The sequence below is a fragment of the Amycolatopsis sp. cmx-4-83 genome (genome assembly GCF_046548815.1).
Taxonomy (GTDB): Bacteria; Actinomycetota; Actinomycetes; order Mycobacteriales; family Pseudonocardiaceae; genus Amycolatopsis; species Amycolatopsis pretoriensis_A.
In genome coordinates, this window is the sequence record NZ_JAEBEF010000010.1 from 421,673 (window position 1) to 437,197 (window position 15,525).

Below are 15,525 nucleotides of genomic sequence, written 5' to 3' on the forward strand. Positions count from 1 at the left end.
CGTCACCCAGCCTGCGGCTGGGCCTTGAAGCTCAAGCCGGGCCGGCCAAGCCCACCAGATTGCCCTGCGGGTCGGTGAACTGGGCGACCACCAGGTCGCGGCCCGGCGCGCGGGCCGGGCCCAGGCGGCGGGTGCCGCCGAGGCGCTCGGCTTCCGCCAGTGCCGCCGCGACGTCCGGGACGCCCACGTAGAACACCACGTGGCTTTCGTACCCCGCGCCGCCGCCGACGCCGCCCGGGATGGTTCCGGATTCCACGAAGCCGTAGCCGGGTTCCGATACCTCGGCGGACACCGGGGCCGAGGTGTCGAATTCCCAGCCGAACAGCTCGCCGTAGTACCCGCGCAGGGTTGCCGGGTCGGTTCCGATGATCTCGAAGTGCACGACAGGTCGGCTCATACCGGCACCGTACGCCGCTGTAGTTGTTAAAAACAACCTCAAGGTTGTAGTTTGAAAGCATGCCGACGAGCCGGAGCTACGGGGACGCCTGCACGATCGCCCGCGCGCTGGACGTCGTCGGGGAGCGGTGGGCGCTGCTCGTCATCCGCGAGCTTCTCCTCGGGCCGCAACGGTTTTCCGACGTCCGGCGCGCGCTGCCGGGTGCCAGCTCCAACCTCGTCACCGACCGGCTGCGGGAACTCGAAGCTCACGGCGTTGTCACACGGCGGAAACTGCCGCCGCCGGCCGGGTCCACCGTCTACGAGCTGACCGGCCGGGGTCGTGAGCTGGAGCCCGTCGTGCTCGCTCTCGGGGCTTGGGGCGGCGGCCTTCCGCGGCCACCGGACGCGCACCTCGGCACGACGTCCGTGCTGCTGTTCCTCCGCGGTGGCGCGCGTCCCCGCCGCGCCGCCTGCTACCGCGTCGAACTCGACGCTCGTGTGTGGACGGTCCGCACCGAGCCGGGCCGGCTCACGGTCGAGCCCGGGGCGCCCGAAGCGCCGGACGCCACGATCCGCACCGATCCGCCGACGCTCAACGCACTGCTCGAGAAGCCGTCGGACCTCGACGCCGCGATCGCGGGCGGTCTCGTGGCGGCGAGCGGCGACCGCAAAGCCGTCCGGCGGCTACTGCGCGAGCGGCTGGCGTGACCGGACGCGCAACGACGGGGCGAGGAAGACGATCCCGAACGTGACCACGACCGCCGACGACAGCGCCCAGTGCAGGCCGACGCGGGTCGCCAGCGCGCCCACCAGCACCGGCTCCACCAGGAAGCCCAGGTAGCCGCAGGCCGCGACCGCGGCGACCGCGCGGCCCGGCGCGTCCGCCTGCTTGCGGCTCGCCGCGCTCCACGCGATCGGCACGATCCCCGCCACGCCGAGCCCCACCACCGCGAAACCGAGGACGCCCGCGACCGGCCACGGCACAGCCAGGACCACCGCGAACCCGAGCACCGCGACCGCGGCCGCCACGCGGACGAACCGGACCGGCCCCGTCCGCGCCACGACGCGGTCGGCGACCAGGCGGACCGCGATCATCGTGGCCGAGAAGGCGAAGTAGCCCAACGAGGCCAACGCGGGCGTCGCGCCGGTGACGTCGGCAAGGTACACCGCGCTCCAGCTGTTGACCGCGCCTTCGGCGACGAACCCGCAGAACGCGATCACCCCCAGCGGCACCAGCGCGCGGCTCGGCCACGCGAACGCCGCCTCACCCTGGCCGCGGTCGGCGCCGGTCAGGAAGCGGGTGCGGGAGGCCCACAGCGCGAGCGCGAGCAGCACCGCGCCGGCGAGCGGGAAGTGCACCGACACCGGGACGTGCGCGGCCTCCATCAGCGCGTCGACGCCGGAACCGGCGAGGCCGCCGATGTTCCAGAACGCGTGGAAGCCGGCGAAGATCGGGCGCCCGTAGCCCTCCTCGACGCGGGCGGCGTGCGCGTTCATCGCGACGTCGAGCAGGCTGTTGCCGACGCCGAGCACGACGAGCGCCGCGACGAACACCGGCGCCGACCAGGCGAACGCGACCAGCGGCAGCCCCGCGCACAGCACGACCGCGCCCAGCCCGACGGCCGCGCGGCTGCCGATCCGGGTCAGCAGCGCACCCGCACCCACCAGCGCGACGACCGACCCCAAGGCGAGGCCGAAGAGCCCCGTCGCGAGCGCCCCCGTGCTCAGTCCCAGCTGCTCCTGCACCGCCGGCACCCGGCCAGCCAGGTCGCGAACGCGGCGCCGCAGACCGCGAACACGACCGAGACCCCCAGGCGGGCGCGCTTCATCTCACCCGTCACCCCGCCACCTTACGAACGGCGGGTGTGTAAGGTCCCTGACATGGATCACCCCCAGACCGGTGACCGGCCCGGTTACCTGCTGAAACGCGCCCAGCAGGCGTTGCACCAGGTGTGCACCGACCGCTTGCGGCCGCTGGGCCTGTCGATGTCGCAGTACGCCGTGCTGCGCGCGCTCTACGACCACCCCGGCGCGTCGTCGGCCGATCTCGCGCGGATCACCTTCGTCACCCGGCAGTCGCTGCGGGACGTCCTGGTCGGCCTGCGGTCGGCGGGGCTGGTGACCGTGGCCGAACAGGCGTCGACGGGCCGCGCCCGGCCGGTGGCGTTGACCGATCAGGGACGCACCCAGATGGGGGTCGCCGAAGAGGCGGTCGCGCAGGTCGAAGCCCAGATGCTCGGCGACCTGCCGTCCGATCAGCGACACCTGCTGGCCGAGCTGCTGCGGACCTGCGTCGACAACCTGGCTTGACGCCCGTCGTATAGTCGGTTCCGACTGATAGGGAGCGACTAGTGGCGCGCAAGATCCGCAACACCCTCGCCCTCGCGCTGCTCGGCCTGCTGCTGGAACGCCCGATGCACCCGTACGAAATGGCGTCCACGCTGCGCGAGCGGTACAAGGACACGAGTTTCAAGATCAACCCCGGTTCGCTCTACGACACCGTGGAGTCGCTGGCGAAGCACCGCTGGATCGAGCCGGTCGAGACGGTCCGCGAGGGCAACCGGCCCGAGCGGACCGTCTACGCGCACACCGAGCTCGGCCGCCAGGAGTTCCTCGCGTGGCTCGACGAACTGGTCCGCGAGCCGGTCGCGGAGTACCCGAAGTTCGTCGCGGCGGTGAGCTACCTCGGCGCGCTGGGCCCGGACCGCGCCGCCGACGCACTGGAGGAACGGGCGCGCCACCTGGCCGACCGCATCGAGGGCGCCGACACCGCGCTGGCCGACACGGTCGGCAAGGGCGCACCGCGGCTGTTCATGATCGAGGTCGAGTTCGTGCGGCACGCGTGGCAGGCGGAGCTCGACTGGGCCCGCGCCACGGCCGCCGAAATCCGCGCCGGCTCGCTGCCCTGGCCCGACCACTTCTGAGGGGAAGTCCCGTGCTCGAAACCGAAGTCCTCATCGCCGGCGCCGGCCCGGCCGGCCTGCTGCTCGGCGCGGAACTCGCGCTGGCGGGCGTCCGGACCACGATCGTCGAACGCCACCCGCAACGCCCGCCGTACTGCCGCGGCTTCAACCTGAACTCGCGCTCGCTCGACCTGCTGGCCCGGCGTGGGCTGGCCGACGGGCTGGTCGCCGAAGGGCACCAGGTGCCGCACGCCCCGGTCACCGGCCTGCCCAACCCGCTGCTGCTCGACGGCGCCGCGACCGACCACCCGTTCTCGCTGGGCATCCCGCAGAGCCGCGTCGAGGAGGTCCTGGAAGCGCGAGCGCGCGAACTCGGCGCCGAGATCCTGCGCGGCCACGAGCTGCTTTCCTTCACCCAGGACGATTCCGGCGTGACGACCGAGCTCCACAATGGACTGTCCATCCGGGCGCGGTACCTGGTGGGCTGCGACGGCGGGCGCAGCACCGTGCGCAAGCAGGCCGGGATCGGCTTCCCCGGCGTGAACGCCCGGTGGTTCGCGCTGCTCGGCGACGTCGAATGCGAGCTGCCGTACGGACCTTCCGCCGGTCCGGACGGCCGGACGGTGTTCGTCATCCCGCGGCCCGGGTACGTCCGGATCATCGTCCGGGAGGACGAGCCGCCCGCCGACAAGGACACGCCGGTCACGCTGGAGTCGTTGCAGGCACAGGTGGACGCGGTGCTCGGGCGGCACGTTCCGCTGCGGAACCCGCGCTGGCTGAGCCGGTTCGGCGACGCGGCACGGCTGGCGTCGCGCTATCGCGAAGGCCGGGTGCTCCTGGCCGGCGACGCGGCGCACATCCACCCGCCGGCGGGCGCGATCGGGGTGAACGTGGCGCTGGACGACGCGTTCAACCTCGGCTGGAAGCTGGCGGCGACGGTGCGCGGGACGGCTCCCGAGGGGCTGCTCGACACCTACCACGCCGAGCGACACGCCGCGGGGGAACGGATTCTGGCCAACACCCGGGCCCAGGTCGCGTTGGAAGAAGCGGCCGGGGAGCCGTGGGCGGACCTGATGCGCCGCGTCGCCGCGCACCCCGACGGCAACCGGGCGCTGGCCGAAATCATCACCGGGCTGGACGCTCGTTACGCGGACGACGGGCACCCGTGGCTCGGGCGGCTGGCACCGGACATCGCGTTGACGGTCTCGGGCCGATCGACGCACTTGGCGGAGTTGCTGCATCCCGGCCGGCCGGTGCTGGTGGACCTGGCCGGGACCTTCGGCGGCTGGGCACCGGGCCTCGACGTGGTCGCGGCTTCGTCCACTTCGGACACGGGAGCGGTGCTCCTGCGGCCGGACGGGCACGTGGCCTGGGTGACGACGGGCACGGACGACACCGGGCTCGCGGAAGCCGTGCGGCAGTGGATCGGCGACGTGCCGATTCCGGCGTCGGCGTAGCACCGGGGTCAGCGCGAGCGGTCCAGCACCGCCCGCTGCTCGACCCGGCCGTCCAGGGTGAACTTGCTGTGCGGCGTGAACCCGAGCTTCGCCACCACCCGGGCCGACGCCGTGTTCACCGGTTCGTACACCGCCAGCAGCCGATCCGCCCAGCCGGCCGCGAAAGCCTTGTCCCGCACCGCCGACGTCGCTTCGGTCGCGTAACCCCGGCCCCAGCCCGAGGGGGCGATCCACCAGCCCATCTCCACCGCCGGCGCGGCCAAGCCCGACTCCGCGGCGCTGCGGCGGACCAGCGAAACCACGCCGTCGAACGAACCCGGGGACGCCGACACCGCGAACCAGCCGAAGCCGTGGGACGCCCAGTGCGCGAGCGTCGCCTGGTGCTTGCCCAGGGTGTACTCGTGGCTCCACGGCTCGCCGGTGCCCACGTACCGGACCGTCTCCGGAAGCTGGGCCAGCGCGAACAAGGCGTCGAAGCAGTCTTCGGACCACGCGCGCAGCGTGAGGCGTTCCGTGGTGATCAGCACCGGCCCACTCTAGGCGTGCTGTTCGCCCAGCAGCACGGCGATTCCGTCGAGCTGGCGGCGCAGCCCGAACTCGAACGCCTCGTCGAGGTCGACGTCCTCGACGCCGGTCATCACCTCGGCGAGCACCGGGAAGCGGCCCGAGCCCAGGTAGTCCGCGAGCAGCGTCATGTCCGCCGCGAGCCGCTGGTCGCCGGTGATGCCCGTGTCGTGCTCGGCCTGGACCTCGAACGCGTTGCTCACCGCCAGGCCGCCGACCCAGCCGTTGAGCGTCATGACGACCTGCAGCTTCACCCGCCGCCGCAGGCCGGTGCCGGCCAGCGCGCGCAGCGACCAGTCGAGCAGCCGCAGCCCCGCCGCCAGGACCGGCGGCCGGACCAGCGAATTCAGCAGGATCGGCGCGAGCCACGGGTGCCGCCGGTAGGCGCGCCACTGCGAACGGGCGGCCAGCTCGAGCCGCGGCCGCCACGGCACCGGGCCCGGCTCCGGCAGCTCCGCCTCGCCGAGCGCGACGTCGGCCATCAGCCGGAGCAGCTCGTCCTTGTCGGGCACGTGCCGGTACAGCGCCATCGGCCCGACGTCCAGCTCCGCGGCCAGCCGCCGCATCGACAGCGCGGCGATCCCCTCGGCGTCGGCGAGCGCGATCGCCGCGCGCACCAGGCCGTCCCGGCCCAGCGGCGGTTTCACGGGCGTCCGGTCGGCGACGACGGTGCCGCTGCCCGGCACCGCGCGCACCCAGCCCTGCTCCCCCAGCGCGGACAGCGCTTTCGCGGCCGTCGCCATCGCGACACCCCACTCGCGGACCAGCGTGCGCGTCGACGGGACGCGGTCGCCGGGCCGCAGCTCACCGGCGGAGATCCGGCGACGCAGGTCGGCCGCGATCCGCAGGTACGGCGCCGTCTCGGCCACGAACACCCCGATCCGTACTAGAACACTTGCCATCGTCACCTAGAACGGTTTCAGGGTACTCCCCCAATGTCGCCAAGAAGGATTGCCGCTGCCTGGCCGTGTTCATACGGTGCGGATACAGCGTCATGAAACAGGGGGATCCCATGAGCACGACTCAGACCGCGACGAGCATCGGTGGAGCCAAGCGGGCGACGCCGTGGTGGCGCCGCCCGTGGGTGTTCCCGCTGGGGCTGCTCGTCACGGTGTTCCTGGTGTACTCGCTGCCGCCGTACCTGGGGCTGAACCCCGCGGAGTCCCGGATCCCGGCGCCGACCGGCTGGTACTACCCGGTACTGGTGACGCACATCGGGTTCGCGACGATCGCGATGGTGACTTGCGCACTGCAGATCTGGCCGTGGCTGCGGCAGAAGCACCCGGTGGTGCACCGCCGCACCGGCCGCGTGTACGTGTTCGCCGGCGCGGTCCCGGCGTCGATCGCGGGGCTCGCGATCGGGCTCGCGGCCCCGTTCGGCCCGGTCGGCGCCGTGTCGAACGTCCTGCTCGCGACACTCTGGTTCACCTGCACGGTGCAGGGTTACCGCAGCGCGCGAGCCCGCCGGTTCGGCGACCACCGCCGGTGGATGATCCGCAGCTTCGCGCTGTGCATGTCGATCATCAGCAACCGCGTGTGGGCGATCGTCTGGGCTTCGGTGCTGCCCGGGCAGCTGGACACGACGTTCGGCGGCAGCGAACTCGCGATGGGCCAGGCGATCGCGGGCCTGACGACGTGGACCGGCTGGGTGCTCCCGCTGCTGGCGGCCGAGTGGTGGCTGGGCCGGAGCCGGGGACGCCGCCGCGCGCCGTCCCCGGCCTGAGCCCTCTTCGGAGACGAGGCTCAGCGCACGGCACCGTTGAAGTCGAAGCGCGTCGGCGCGGCAGCGTTATCGACGGCCGCCGTTCGCCCACAGTCGCATAGCGCCCGAACTCTCCCTCCCGCATGCACCGGTAGCCGGCGATACGCGCACCCGTCGACCGCATGAGCCCGCAGCATTTTGCGGATTCACCGCGACCTTGGCTGCGTTTCGCCGATGTCCAGGTCCGCATTCCCCGAGAAGGCCGTTGTTCGGCAAGATCTTCGGCGGCTACCCGGGCTGAGTCACCAGCGGGCGGCGTCCGCGAGCAGTGCGTCGCGCACCGCCGCGGGCCCCGCTCGGCAGGGCTCGGCGCGCGTGACCGCGAAGAGCGTGTTGATCGGGGGTTCCTCCGGCTCGAGCAACGCGATCAGCGAGCCCGCGGCCAGTTCCTCCGCGCACAGGTACCGCGGGAGCACGCTCACGCCGAAGCCGGCGAGCACGCACGTCAGGACGCCGCGCAGGTCCGGTACGACGACCGCGGGGCCGGGTGGTGGGCGGACGCCCAGCACCGACCGCCAGTAGCGGCGGATGATCGGGAGGTCCTCGGCGTAGGCCACCAGCGGCGCCGTGCGCGGGTCGCCCTTGAAGTCGCGGGGGCCGACCAGGACGAACTCCTCGTCGGTCAGCGGGGTTGCCGCCAGGCCTCGGCGGCGGGGGCGGATCGTGGAGACGACGAGGTCGAACCGGCGTTGCGCGAGACCCGCGAGGAGGTCGTCGGCCAGGCCGAACGTCACGCGCAAGCGAAGTCCGGACGCGACCAGGCCGGCCAGCGCCGGGAGGACCCGGGTGGTGGTCAGCTCGGCGGGTCCGGCCAGGTGCACCGGGGCCGCGAACGGGTCGTCGCCGACGGCCACCGTCGCCAATGCGTCCACGTGCGGGGCGATGCGGGCGGCCAGCTCGTCGGCGGCCGACGTCGGGGTCACGCCCCGGGCCCGGCGGACGAACAGCTGCTGCCCGAGCTCCTCCTCCAGGGCTCTGACCTGCGCGGTCACCGTCGGCTGGGACAAACCCAGCGACGGTGCCGCACCGGTCAGCGAGCCCGCGCGGTGAACCGCGAGGAAGGTGCGAAGCAGGTCGAGGTCCAGCTCAGTCCTCGACCAGCTCGATGGAGTCCACGACGTTCGGGTAGAACGCCACGTGGTCCTTGATCGCCGCGACCGCGTCGTACGGCTTCTCGTACGTCCAGATCGCGTTCTCGGCCCGCACGTCACCGACGTTCAGGCTGTAGTAGTTGCTGTCGCCCTTGTACGGGCAGTACGTCTCGTGGTCGGTCCGCTCCAGCACGCTGAAATCGACGTCCGCCCGCGGGATGTACTGCGCCGCCGGGTACGTGGATTCCTGCAGCGTCAGCGCGTTGCGGCTGTCCGCAACCACGCGCCCGCCCGCCTTGACCACCACGCGGGCCCGGGTCGGCTCTACGGTGATGGGGTGGTCCGGGCCCGGGACCAGAACCTTCTTCTCCGGCATGTCCGCTCCTCGAAAAGGTCGTGTACCAGGAGCAGCACCCCGGACCCGGCGGTTATTCCGCGTCAGGGCAGGTAGTACATCGGGTTCGGCAGCTTGACCGGGCGCAGTGCGTAGCCGCCTTCGAGGTCGCTGAACTGGTCACCGACGTTCAGCACGATCTTCGCGCCGGTCGCCTCGATGTGCGCCCGCGTGCCCGACTTGTACTGGACGGTGGTGCAGGTCAGCCCGCACGGCAGGTAGTCCGGCGCGGTCACCTTCGGCTTGAAGAACGCGCCGGCCGGGGCCGGGTAGCCCTCGTTGGCCAGGTTCTTCAGCGACTGCGGGCCCTGCAGCTCGTTGCGGCCGGTCAGGAAGTACACCTTGACGCCGTGCTGCGCGGCCCAGTTGGCCAGCTCCAGCACCGGCTTGTTGGCGACGAACGTGCCGTTGTCGATCGCCTGCTGCTGCTTGACCGGGTCGAAGCCGAAGTCGTTGTCGGCCTCCCAGCCGTAGGTGACTTCGGAGGTGTCGTCGACGTCGAGCACCACCGCCGGGTTCTTCACGCGGCCCAGCTGCTGCTGGAGAAAGCGCTTCGCGTCGGAGACGACCCGGCCGGTGTCCTTCACGAACCGGCTCGTGTCCGAGTAGTGGTGCTTGCCCGCGGCGTCGAGGTAGTCGCCGTAGTACGCCTTGACGTCGTTCTTGACCTGGCCGATGTTGGCCGGTTCCTTGGCGCGGGCGGCGGTCGCGTCGTCCGAGCCGGCGAGCGCGGTGGCTCCCGAAGCGACGGTGGCGCCGATGGCCGCGGCGGCGGCGAGCTTGACGAGACCTGACCAGTTCCGGAGCACGGGAACCTCCCACGAAGATGCGAACGACCCGGGAAACCTACGTCACGCGTTCGGCTCGGCAGACGAAAGCCGTCGGCGCGCGGCCGATCCGCGTCAAAACCACCGAAGCTTCCGTTTCGCCGCGCGGCTTCAGCCTGCGGCGCAACGCGTCCGGGTCGACGTCCAGGCCGCGGATCAGGATCTCCAGCCGCCCGACGTCGTGTCGCTTGAGGACGGCTTTGAGCGCCTTCTCGCTGTAGGGCGCCTGTTCCAGCACCCGGAACGCCCGCACGCCCGGCGGCGGGGTGTCACCGGTGAGGTAGGCGATGCGCTCGTCCAGCTGCCACAACCCGTGCCGTGCCGCGTAGTGGCGGACCAGCCCGGCCCGGACCACGGCGCCGTCGGGGTCGACGATCCACTCCCCCGGTGCCCGCGAGGGCAGTTCGTCCGGTTCGGCGTCGGTGACCGTCCACTGTGTCCCGTCCGAGCGCAGCACGGTCGCCCGGCGGGTGACGCCCTCGCCGAGTCCGCGCCAGAGGCAGGACTCGCGGACCTGGCCGTCCAGGGAGACCAGCTCGACCTCGTCGGCCCACGGCGTCAGCGCGAAGTCCAGGCCGGGCGCGCACTTGATCGCCAGCGGACGCCCCGGATAGGCCTCGACCAGCCCGTCGAGCGGCGGGGCGAAGTCGGCGGGCTTCCACGCGCGGCGTCCGGCGGAGTCGCGGCGGGCGGGGTCGGCGACGACGACGCCGGAGCGGCTCACCGGCGCCAGCGCGTCGGCGCGCGCGAGTCCGAACGGGACACCGGCCGTCGTTCCGTTGTGCCGGGCCATTTCCAGGCGCACCGGGTCCACATCGGACCCCAGCGCGCGCCGGGCCACCCGCGCAATTTCGACGAGGTCGGCGCCCACCGAGCAGGTGACGTCGTGGACGTCGAGCCCCGCCAGCCGCGCGGCCCGGTGCCGGGCGACCGGGGTGGCGCTCGCCTGCTGGAGCGCGTCCGAGGTGAACAGCCAGCCGCCGGCATCCACTTTGGACACCGATTTACGCCGCAGCAGCACCGTTTCCAGGACGGCGGCCGCGCGCTCCTCGCCGACGACGCGGCGCACCTGCGCGACGGACGCGATCCGGTCGGTCAGCGGCAGCGACGAAACCTCGGCGAGCGCCGCCGTCCCCGCGCCGGAGCGCAGGTAGGCGACGTCGCCGAGGCTGAACGAATATCCCAATTCAGGACGGCCGCTTGGTCCCGGTGATCATGACGTTGTAGAACAGCTCGCGCGGCAGGACCTTCGCGAGCACCTTCTTGTCCACAGCGGACAGCCGCAGCCACAGCTTGTAGGCGAACAGCCGCCAGCGCACGGTCAGCTTCTCCGGCGGCACCGCGGCTTCGAACGTCCGGATCGGCCAGCCGGCGAGCGCCGCGGCGAACTCCTCGGTGACCGCGTGGACGTCCTGCGCGCCGGCCCCGCGGGCCCACGACTCCAGCTCCGACGGGTCGAACGTGTGGATGTCGACCACGGCTTCCAGCGCGGCCGCGCGCGAGGACTCGTCGAGCTCCTCCTGCGGGCGCCGCCAGCCGCTCAGCACCGGCAGCTTCGTCACGCGGGTGGTCAGGAACCAGGTGAACTGGCCGAGCTTGCGCGCGTAGAAGTCGCCGATCTTGGTCGGCTCGCCGGCGAAGACGAACCGGCCGCCCGGCTTGAGCACGCGCAGCACCTCGCGGAACGCCGCCTGGACGTCCGGGATGTGGTGCAGCACCGCGTGCCCGACGACGAGGTCGAACGTGTTGTCGTCGTACGGGATGCGCTCGGCGTCGGCGACCCGGCCGTCGACGTCGAGGCCGAGCTTCTCGGCGTTGCGCAGCGCGACCTGGACCATGCCGGGCGAGAGGTCGGTGACCGAGCCCTTCTTGGCCACGCCGCCCTGCATCAGGTTCAGCAGGAAGAAACCGGTGCCGCTGCCCAGTTCCATCGCGTGCTGGTAGGGCTGGCCGTCGTCGCCCGCGACGGCGTTGAACACGTCGGTGGCGTAGGAGATGCAGCGCTCGTCGTACGAGATCGACCACTTCTCGTCGTAGGTGCCGGCTTCCCAGTCGTGGTACAGCACATTCGCGAGCTTGGGGTCGGCGTAGGCCGCCTGGACCTCTTCCGCGGTGGCGTGCGGGTTCGGGGCCGGGTCGTTCACGTCGGTCAAGGCGTCATTTCCCTTCGAAAGTGGCCTTGCCGGGCCCGTTTTCGATGAACGACTTCATGCCGTTCCGCTGGTCTTCGGTCGCCCAGAGCGCGGCGAACAGGTGCGATTCGAGCTTGAGCCCGTTCGCGAGGTCGGTGTCGAGACCGCCGTCGATGGCCGCCTTCGCGGCGCGCAGCGCCACGGCGGGACCGTTCGCGAACTGGGCCGCCCACTTGTGGGCGGCCGCGTAGACGTCGTCCGGGGCGACGACCTGGTCGACGATCCCGAGGCGCTGTGCTTCCTGGGCCTTGACGAACCGTCCGGTGTAGACGATGTCCTTGGTCTTGCTCGGGCCGATCAGGCGCGCCAGGCGCTGGGTGCCGCCCGCGCCGGGGATGACGCCGAGCTGGATCTCCGGCTGGCCGACCTTGACGTTGTCGCCGGCGACGCGCCAGTCCGCGGTCAGCGCCAGTTCGAGGCCGCCGCCGAGGGCGTAGCCGGTGACGGCCGCGACGACCGGCTTCGGGATGTTCGCGATGGCCGCGAGGGTGCCGGTGAGGGTGGCGCCGAACTTCGCGATCTCCGGGTACGTGCGGGTGGCCATCTCCTTGATGTCCGCGCCGCCCGCGAAGGTCTTCTCGCCGCCGTAGAGGATCACCGCGCGGACGTCGTCGCGCTCGGTGGCCTCCTTCGCCAGCTCCGCGAGCTCGGCGGTGACCTGGGCGTTCAGGGCGTTGACCGGCGGCCGGTCGAGCCGGATCGTGCCGACCCCGTCCTTGACCTCCAGGGTTGCGAACTCTCCCACGCCCATCCTCCTCGTTGACGAAGTGCCAGCAGGCTACCGGCCGGTAAGCGTCAGCTTAGCGACGGCGGGCGAAGAAGCGATCCCCGGAGCGCTCCAGCACGAGGTCCTGGTCGAACGTCTTCGACAGGTTTTCGCTGGTGATGACGTCGTCGACGAGGCCGGAGACCACCGCGCCGCCGTCGCGGAGGAGCAGCGCGTGGGTGAACCCCGGCGGGATCTCCTCGACGTGGTGGGTGACCAGCACGAGCGCCGGCGCGTCCGGGTCGAGGGCCAGCGCCGAGAGCCGCGCGACCAGGTCTTCGCGGCCGCCGAGGTCGAGGCCCGCCGCCGGCTCGTCGAGCAGCAGCATCTCCGGGTCGGTCATCAGGGAGCGCGCGATCAGGGCCCGCTTGCGCTCGCCCTCCGACAGCGTCCCGAAGGTGCGCTCGGCGAGGTTGCCGATGCCCATCGCGTCCAAGAGCTCGGTCGCGCGGGCGGTGTCGAGGGTGTCGTATTCCTCACGCCAGCGGCCGAGCACCGCGTAGCCGGCGCTGACCACGACGTCCTTGACCAGCTCGTCGCCCGGCACGCGCTGGGCGATCGCCGCCGACGTGAAGCCGATGCGCGGGCGCAGGTCGAAGATGTTGACCCGGCCGATGCGCTCGCCGAGCAGGTCGACCTCGCCGGTCGTCGGGTGCAGCTCGGCCGCGGCGAGGCGCAGGAGGGTGGTCTTGCCCGCGCCGTTCGGCCCGAGCACCACCCAGCGCTCGTCCAGCTCCACGGACCAGTCGAGGCCCTTGAGGAGGTCGTTGGTCCCCCGGCGGACGCCGACACCGGCCATCCGGACCACGAGGTCGTCAAGTTCGCTGGGCTGGATCGGCTCGCTCACGAGCCCCATTCTGTCTGTCGTCGCGCGCGCGTGCGCACCCGCCCGGGTGAGTGGGCGATCCGGCAGGTCGGAGCGTGCCCACTTCGTGGAACGCAGCATCGCGGGAGAGCAGCTCGCGCCGGAGTTGTGGCACGATCACTGGCATGTCAGCCGACGCGCCCGCCACCGGAGTCACCCGGGGTTCGTTCTGGCGCCGTCGCACCATCGACCTGCTCCTCGTCGCCTCGGCCGGGTGTACGCGGGCGCGGCTCCGCTGATCCCACGCGTCCTCTTCACGGCTTCTCGACGCGTGCGCGTGCCGCGCTGCCCCCGTGTCCCGAATCACCTTTCGCGTCCGAGGAGCACCCGCGTTGACCACTTCGATCGTCCGCCCGCCCGTCGAGATCCACCCGCAGCTGACCGACCCGCAGCTGACCGACCCGCTGCTGCCCGAGCTGCTGCACCCGTCGCGGCTGCTCTGGACCCCGCGTGAGCTGGCCGACCTGACCGCCACCGTCACCACCGAGCTGACCGCGAACCTGCGGAGCATCTTGCGCTTCGACGAAGACCGGCGGTGGTGGGCCCGGCTGGCCCTCACCGACGGCGTCGAGCTGTGGCTGCTGTCGTGGCTGCCCGGCCAGCACACGAAGCCGCACGACCACGGCGGCGCGTCCGGCTCGTTCACCGTCCTGCAGGGCGAGATCGGCGAGGAGTACCGCTACCCCGGCGGCCCGATCCGGCGCCGCACGCACGTCGCGGGCCAGGGTCTCGGCTTCGGCGCCGGCCGCGCCCACCAGGTCACCGGCGCCGGCGACCAGCCCGCGGCGAGCGTCCACGCGTACTCGCCGCCGCTGGTCGCGACGCGCGAGTACACGACGCTCGCCGACGTCCCGGCGGAAATCCCGCCGCTGCCCGCTATCGTCCGGCCATGAGCGCTGTCGATTCGTTCCTCGCCGCGGCCCGGTCCGGGCTGGACCGGGTGGCTCCTCCGCGCGCCCGCGAACTGCAGGAAGCGGGTGCGCTGCTGGTCGACATCCGGCCGCATCAGAACCGCCAGGCCGAGGGCGAAATCCCGGGCGCGGTGATCGTCGAGCGGATCCACCTGGAGTGGCGCCTGGCCCCGGACAGCGAATGGCGGCTGCCGTCGGTGACGGCCGGCTCGACGGTGATCGTGCTGTGCAACGAGGGCTATTCGTCGAGCCTCGCGGCGGCCGACCTCCAGCGGCTGGGCCTGCCGAACGCGACGGACCTCGAAGGCGGCTTCCGCGCGTGGGCCGCCGCCGGCCTGCCCGTGCAGACCGGCGGCAGCCCCGCGGTGCCCTAGGCGAGCGCGGGTGCGACCTTCTCGGTGAACAGGTCGATGCCGGAGCGGTCGTACGCGGCTTCGGGGAAGTTGAAGATCGCGTAGGACATACCGAGCTCGCCCATCGCGGCGAGCTTTTCGGTGACCTGCTCGGGCGTGCCGGTGGTCGGGCTGTTCACGAAGTTGCCGTGCCAGCGCTCGGCGGCTTCGGCCGGGGCGTACTTGTCGAGGTGCGACTTCAGCCAGGCCAGCTTGTCCTGGACGTCCTTCTCGGTCTCCCCGAGCACGACGTTGTGGTTGGCCGAGCGCACGATGGCGTCGTAGTCGGTGCCGACGTCCTTGCAGTGCTGCGCGAGGATTTCCGACTTGCGGGTGAACGTCTCCGGATCGGCGGCGAAGTTCGTGTACTTCGCGTACTTCGCGGCGATCTTGAGCGTCTTCTTCTCGCCGCCACCGGCGATCCACAACGGGATCCCGCCTTCCTGCGGCGGCAGCGGACGCAGGATGGCACCGTCGGTCCGGTAGTGCTTGCCGTCCAGTGTGGACGTTCCGGTCGTCCAGAGGTCGCGCATGATCCGCACGCCCTCGTCGAGCTGCCCGAGCCGCTCACCGGCGCCGGGGAAGCCGTAGCCGTAGGCCCGCCACTCGTGCTCGTACCACCCGGCGCCGATCCCCATCTCGACCCGCCCGCCGGCGATGGTGTCGGCGGTGGCGGCGACCTTGGCGAGGTAGGCCGGGTTGCGGTACCCCATGCAGGTGCACATCTGCCCGAGCCGCACGGTCTCCGTCGCGGCGGCGAAGGCCGAGATCAGCGACCAGGCCTCGTGCGTGGCCTCCTCGGTGGGGACCGGCACGGTGTGGAAGTGGTCGTAGACCCAGATCGATTCGAAGGGCCCGGCCTCCGCGTGCTTCGCGAGGCCGAGCATGGTCTTCCAGTGGTCCGCGGGATCGATGCCGGCGAGGTCGAGCCGCCAGCCCTGCGGGACGAAGATTCCGAAGCGCATGCAGCCAACCTAACGCCGGGGGAAGCGGAGCGCGCAACGATTTCGGGCTGGAGCAACT

The 15,525-nt window shown here is 72.0% G+C and carries 19 protein-coding genes; 7 read left to right on the plus strand and 12 right to left on the minus strand.

Features of this window, described 5'->3' with window-relative positions:
* Nucleotides 1-31 precede the first annotated feature (31 nt).
* Complete coding sequence (locus tag ACLJQM_RS31480) at nucleotides 32-397, minus strand: VOC family protein (protein ID WP_247013637.1); 366 nt, start codon at nucleotides 395-397, stop codon at nucleotides 32-34.
* A 59-nt stretch (nucleotides 398-456) separates the two neighbouring features.
* Here ACLJQM_RS31480 and ACLJQM_RS31485 point away from each other — a divergent pair, with 59 nt between their 5' ends.
* A complete protein-coding gene (locus tag ACLJQM_RS31485) occupies nucleotides 457-1,086 on the plus strand; it encodes a winged helix-turn-helix transcriptional regulator (protein ID WP_410633974.1) in 630 nt (209 codons plus the stop codon).
* Here ACLJQM_RS31485 and ACLJQM_RS31490 read toward each other — a convergent pair.
* A complete protein-coding gene (locus tag ACLJQM_RS31490; protein WP_410633975.1) occupies nucleotides 1,063-2,124 on the minus strand; it encodes an MFS transporter in 1,062 nt (353 codons plus the stop codon). The two genes, ACLJQM_RS31485 and ACLJQM_RS31490, sit on opposite strands and share 24 nt — an antisense overlap.
* Before the next feature lie 135 nt (nucleotides 2,125-2,259).
* Between ACLJQM_RS31490 and ACLJQM_RS31495 the strand changes: the two genes are divergently transcribed.
* Genes ACLJQM_RS31495 through ACLJQM_RS31505 form a run of 3 tightly spaced genes read left to right on the plus strand, consistent with a single transcriptional unit; the run spans nucleotide 2,260 to nucleotide 4,738 of the window.
* Entirely contained in the window at nucleotides 2,260-2,688 is a 429-nt protein-coding gene (locus ACLJQM_RS31495; RefSeq protein WP_410633977.1) for a MarR family winged helix-turn-helix transcriptional regulator, read from the plus strand.
* A 41-nt stretch (nucleotides 2,689-2,729) separates the two neighbouring features.
* Complete coding sequence (locus tag ACLJQM_RS31500) at nucleotides 2,730-3,302, plus strand: PadR family transcriptional regulator (RefSeq protein ID WP_410633979.1); 573 nt, start codon at nucleotides 2,730-2,732, stop codon at nucleotides 3,300-3,302.
* A gap of 11 nt (nucleotides 3,303-3,313) precedes the next feature.
* Nucleotides 3,314-4,738, plus strand: a complete 1,425-nt coding sequence (locus tag ACLJQM_RS31505; RefSeq protein WP_410633980.1) for an FAD-dependent monooxygenase — start codon at nucleotides 3,314-3,316, stop codon at nucleotides 4,736-4,738.
* Nucleotides 4,739-4,746: 8 nt separating this feature from the next.
* Here the strand turns inward: ACLJQM_RS31505 and ACLJQM_RS31510 are convergent, their stop codons facing one another.
* Together ACLJQM_RS31510 and ACLJQM_RS31515 are read right to left on the minus strand one after the other, a co-directional pair.
* Entirely contained in the window at nucleotides 4,747-5,265 is a 519-nt protein-coding gene (locus ACLJQM_RS31510) for a GNAT family N-acetyltransferase (RefSeq protein ID WP_410633981.1), read from the minus strand.
* A 9-nt stretch (nucleotides 5,266-5,274) separates the two neighbouring features.
* Complete coding sequence (locus ACLJQM_RS31515) at nucleotides 5,275-6,204, minus strand: TetR/AcrR family transcriptional regulator C-terminal domain-containing protein (RefSeq protein ID WP_410634074.1); 930 nt, start codon at nucleotides 6,202-6,204, stop codon at nucleotides 5,275-5,277.
* A gap of 110 nt (nucleotides 6,205-6,314) precedes the next feature.
* Between ACLJQM_RS31515 and ACLJQM_RS31520 the strand changes: the two genes are divergently transcribed.
* Nucleotides 6,315-7,025, plus strand: coding sequence for a DUF2306 domain-containing protein (locus ACLJQM_RS31520; RefSeq protein ID WP_410633983.1), 711 nt, complete (start codon nucleotides 6,315-6,317; stop codon nucleotides 7,023-7,025).
* Between the two features lie 281 nt (nucleotides 7,026-7,306).
* On the opposite strand, the gene ACLJQM_RS31525 is transcribed toward ACLJQM_RS31520, so the two are convergent.
* From ACLJQM_RS31525 to ACLJQM_RS31555, 7 genes are all read right to left on the minus strand, one after another.
* On the minus strand, nucleotides 7,307-8,149 hold the full coding sequence (locus ACLJQM_RS31525) for a LysR family transcriptional regulator (protein WP_410634076.1): 843 nt from the start codon (nucleotides 8,147-8,149) through the stop codon (nucleotides 7,307-7,309).
* A 1-nt stretch (nucleotide 8,150) separates the two neighbouring features.
* On the minus strand, nucleotides 8,151-8,531 hold the full coding sequence (locus tag ACLJQM_RS31530; RefSeq protein WP_247013653.1) for a DUF427 domain-containing protein: 381 nt from the start codon (nucleotides 8,529-8,531) through the stop codon (nucleotides 8,151-8,153).
* Between the two features lie 62 nt (nucleotides 8,532-8,593).
* Nucleotides 8,594-9,358 (minus strand): HAD family acid phosphatase, encoded by a 765-nt coding sequence (locus ACLJQM_RS31535; RefSeq protein WP_360774598.1) that lies wholly within the window; start codon nucleotides 9,356-9,358, stop codon nucleotides 8,594-8,596.
* A 37-nt stretch (nucleotides 9,359-9,395) separates the two neighbouring features.
* Complete coding sequence (locus ACLJQM_RS31540; RefSeq protein ID WP_410633984.1) at nucleotides 9,396-10,562, minus strand: THUMP-like domain-containing protein; 1,167 nt, start codon at nucleotides 10,560-10,562, stop codon at nucleotides 9,396-9,398.
* 1 nt (nucleotide 10,563) lies between these two features.
* Nucleotides 10,564-11,529, minus strand: coding sequence for a class I SAM-dependent methyltransferase (locus tag ACLJQM_RS31545; protein WP_247013658.1), 966 nt, complete (start codon nucleotides 11,527-11,529; stop codon nucleotides 10,564-10,566).
* Between the two features lie 4 nt (nucleotides 11,530-11,533).
* The gene (locus ACLJQM_RS31550; protein ID WP_410633985.1) at nucleotides 11,534-12,313 is read right to left on the minus strand and encodes an enoyl-CoA hydratase/isomerase family protein; all 780 of its coding nucleotides are present in this window, start codon (nucleotides 12,311-12,313) and stop codon (nucleotides 11,534-11,536) included.
* Between the two features lie 55 nt (nucleotides 12,314-12,368).
* The gene (locus tag ACLJQM_RS31555) at nucleotides 12,369-13,190 is read right to left on the minus strand and encodes an ABC transporter ATP-binding protein (protein ID WP_360774608.1); all 822 of its coding nucleotides are present in this window, start codon (nucleotides 13,188-13,190) and stop codon (nucleotides 12,369-12,371) included.
* A 341-nt stretch (nucleotides 13,191-13,531) separates the two neighbouring features.
* On the opposite strand from ACLJQM_RS31555, the gene ACLJQM_RS31560 reads away from it, so the two are divergent.
* Both ACLJQM_RS31560 and ACLJQM_RS31565 read left to right on the plus strand, forming a co-directional pair.
* Complete coding sequence (locus tag ACLJQM_RS31560; RefSeq protein ID WP_410633987.1) at nucleotides 13,532-14,092, plus strand: cysteine dioxygenase; 561 nt, start codon at nucleotides 13,532-13,534, stop codon at nucleotides 14,090-14,092.
* The gene (locus tag ACLJQM_RS31565) at nucleotides 14,089-14,484 is read left to right on the plus strand and encodes a rhodanese-like domain-containing protein (protein WP_410633988.1); all 396 of its coding nucleotides are present in this window, start codon (nucleotides 14,089-14,091) and stop codon (nucleotides 14,482-14,484) included. The genes ACLJQM_RS31560 and ACLJQM_RS31565 overlap by 4 nt, the downstream gene beginning before the upstream one ends.
* On the opposite strand, the gene ACLJQM_RS31570 is transcribed toward ACLJQM_RS31565, so the two are convergent.
* Nucleotides 14,481-15,467, minus strand: a complete 987-nt coding sequence (locus ACLJQM_RS31570; RefSeq protein ID WP_410633990.1) for an LLM class F420-dependent oxidoreductase — start codon at nucleotides 15,465-15,467, stop codon at nucleotides 14,481-14,483. The two genes, ACLJQM_RS31565 and ACLJQM_RS31570, sit on opposite strands and share 4 nt — an antisense overlap.
* Nucleotides 15,468-15,525 lie beyond the last annotated feature (58 nt).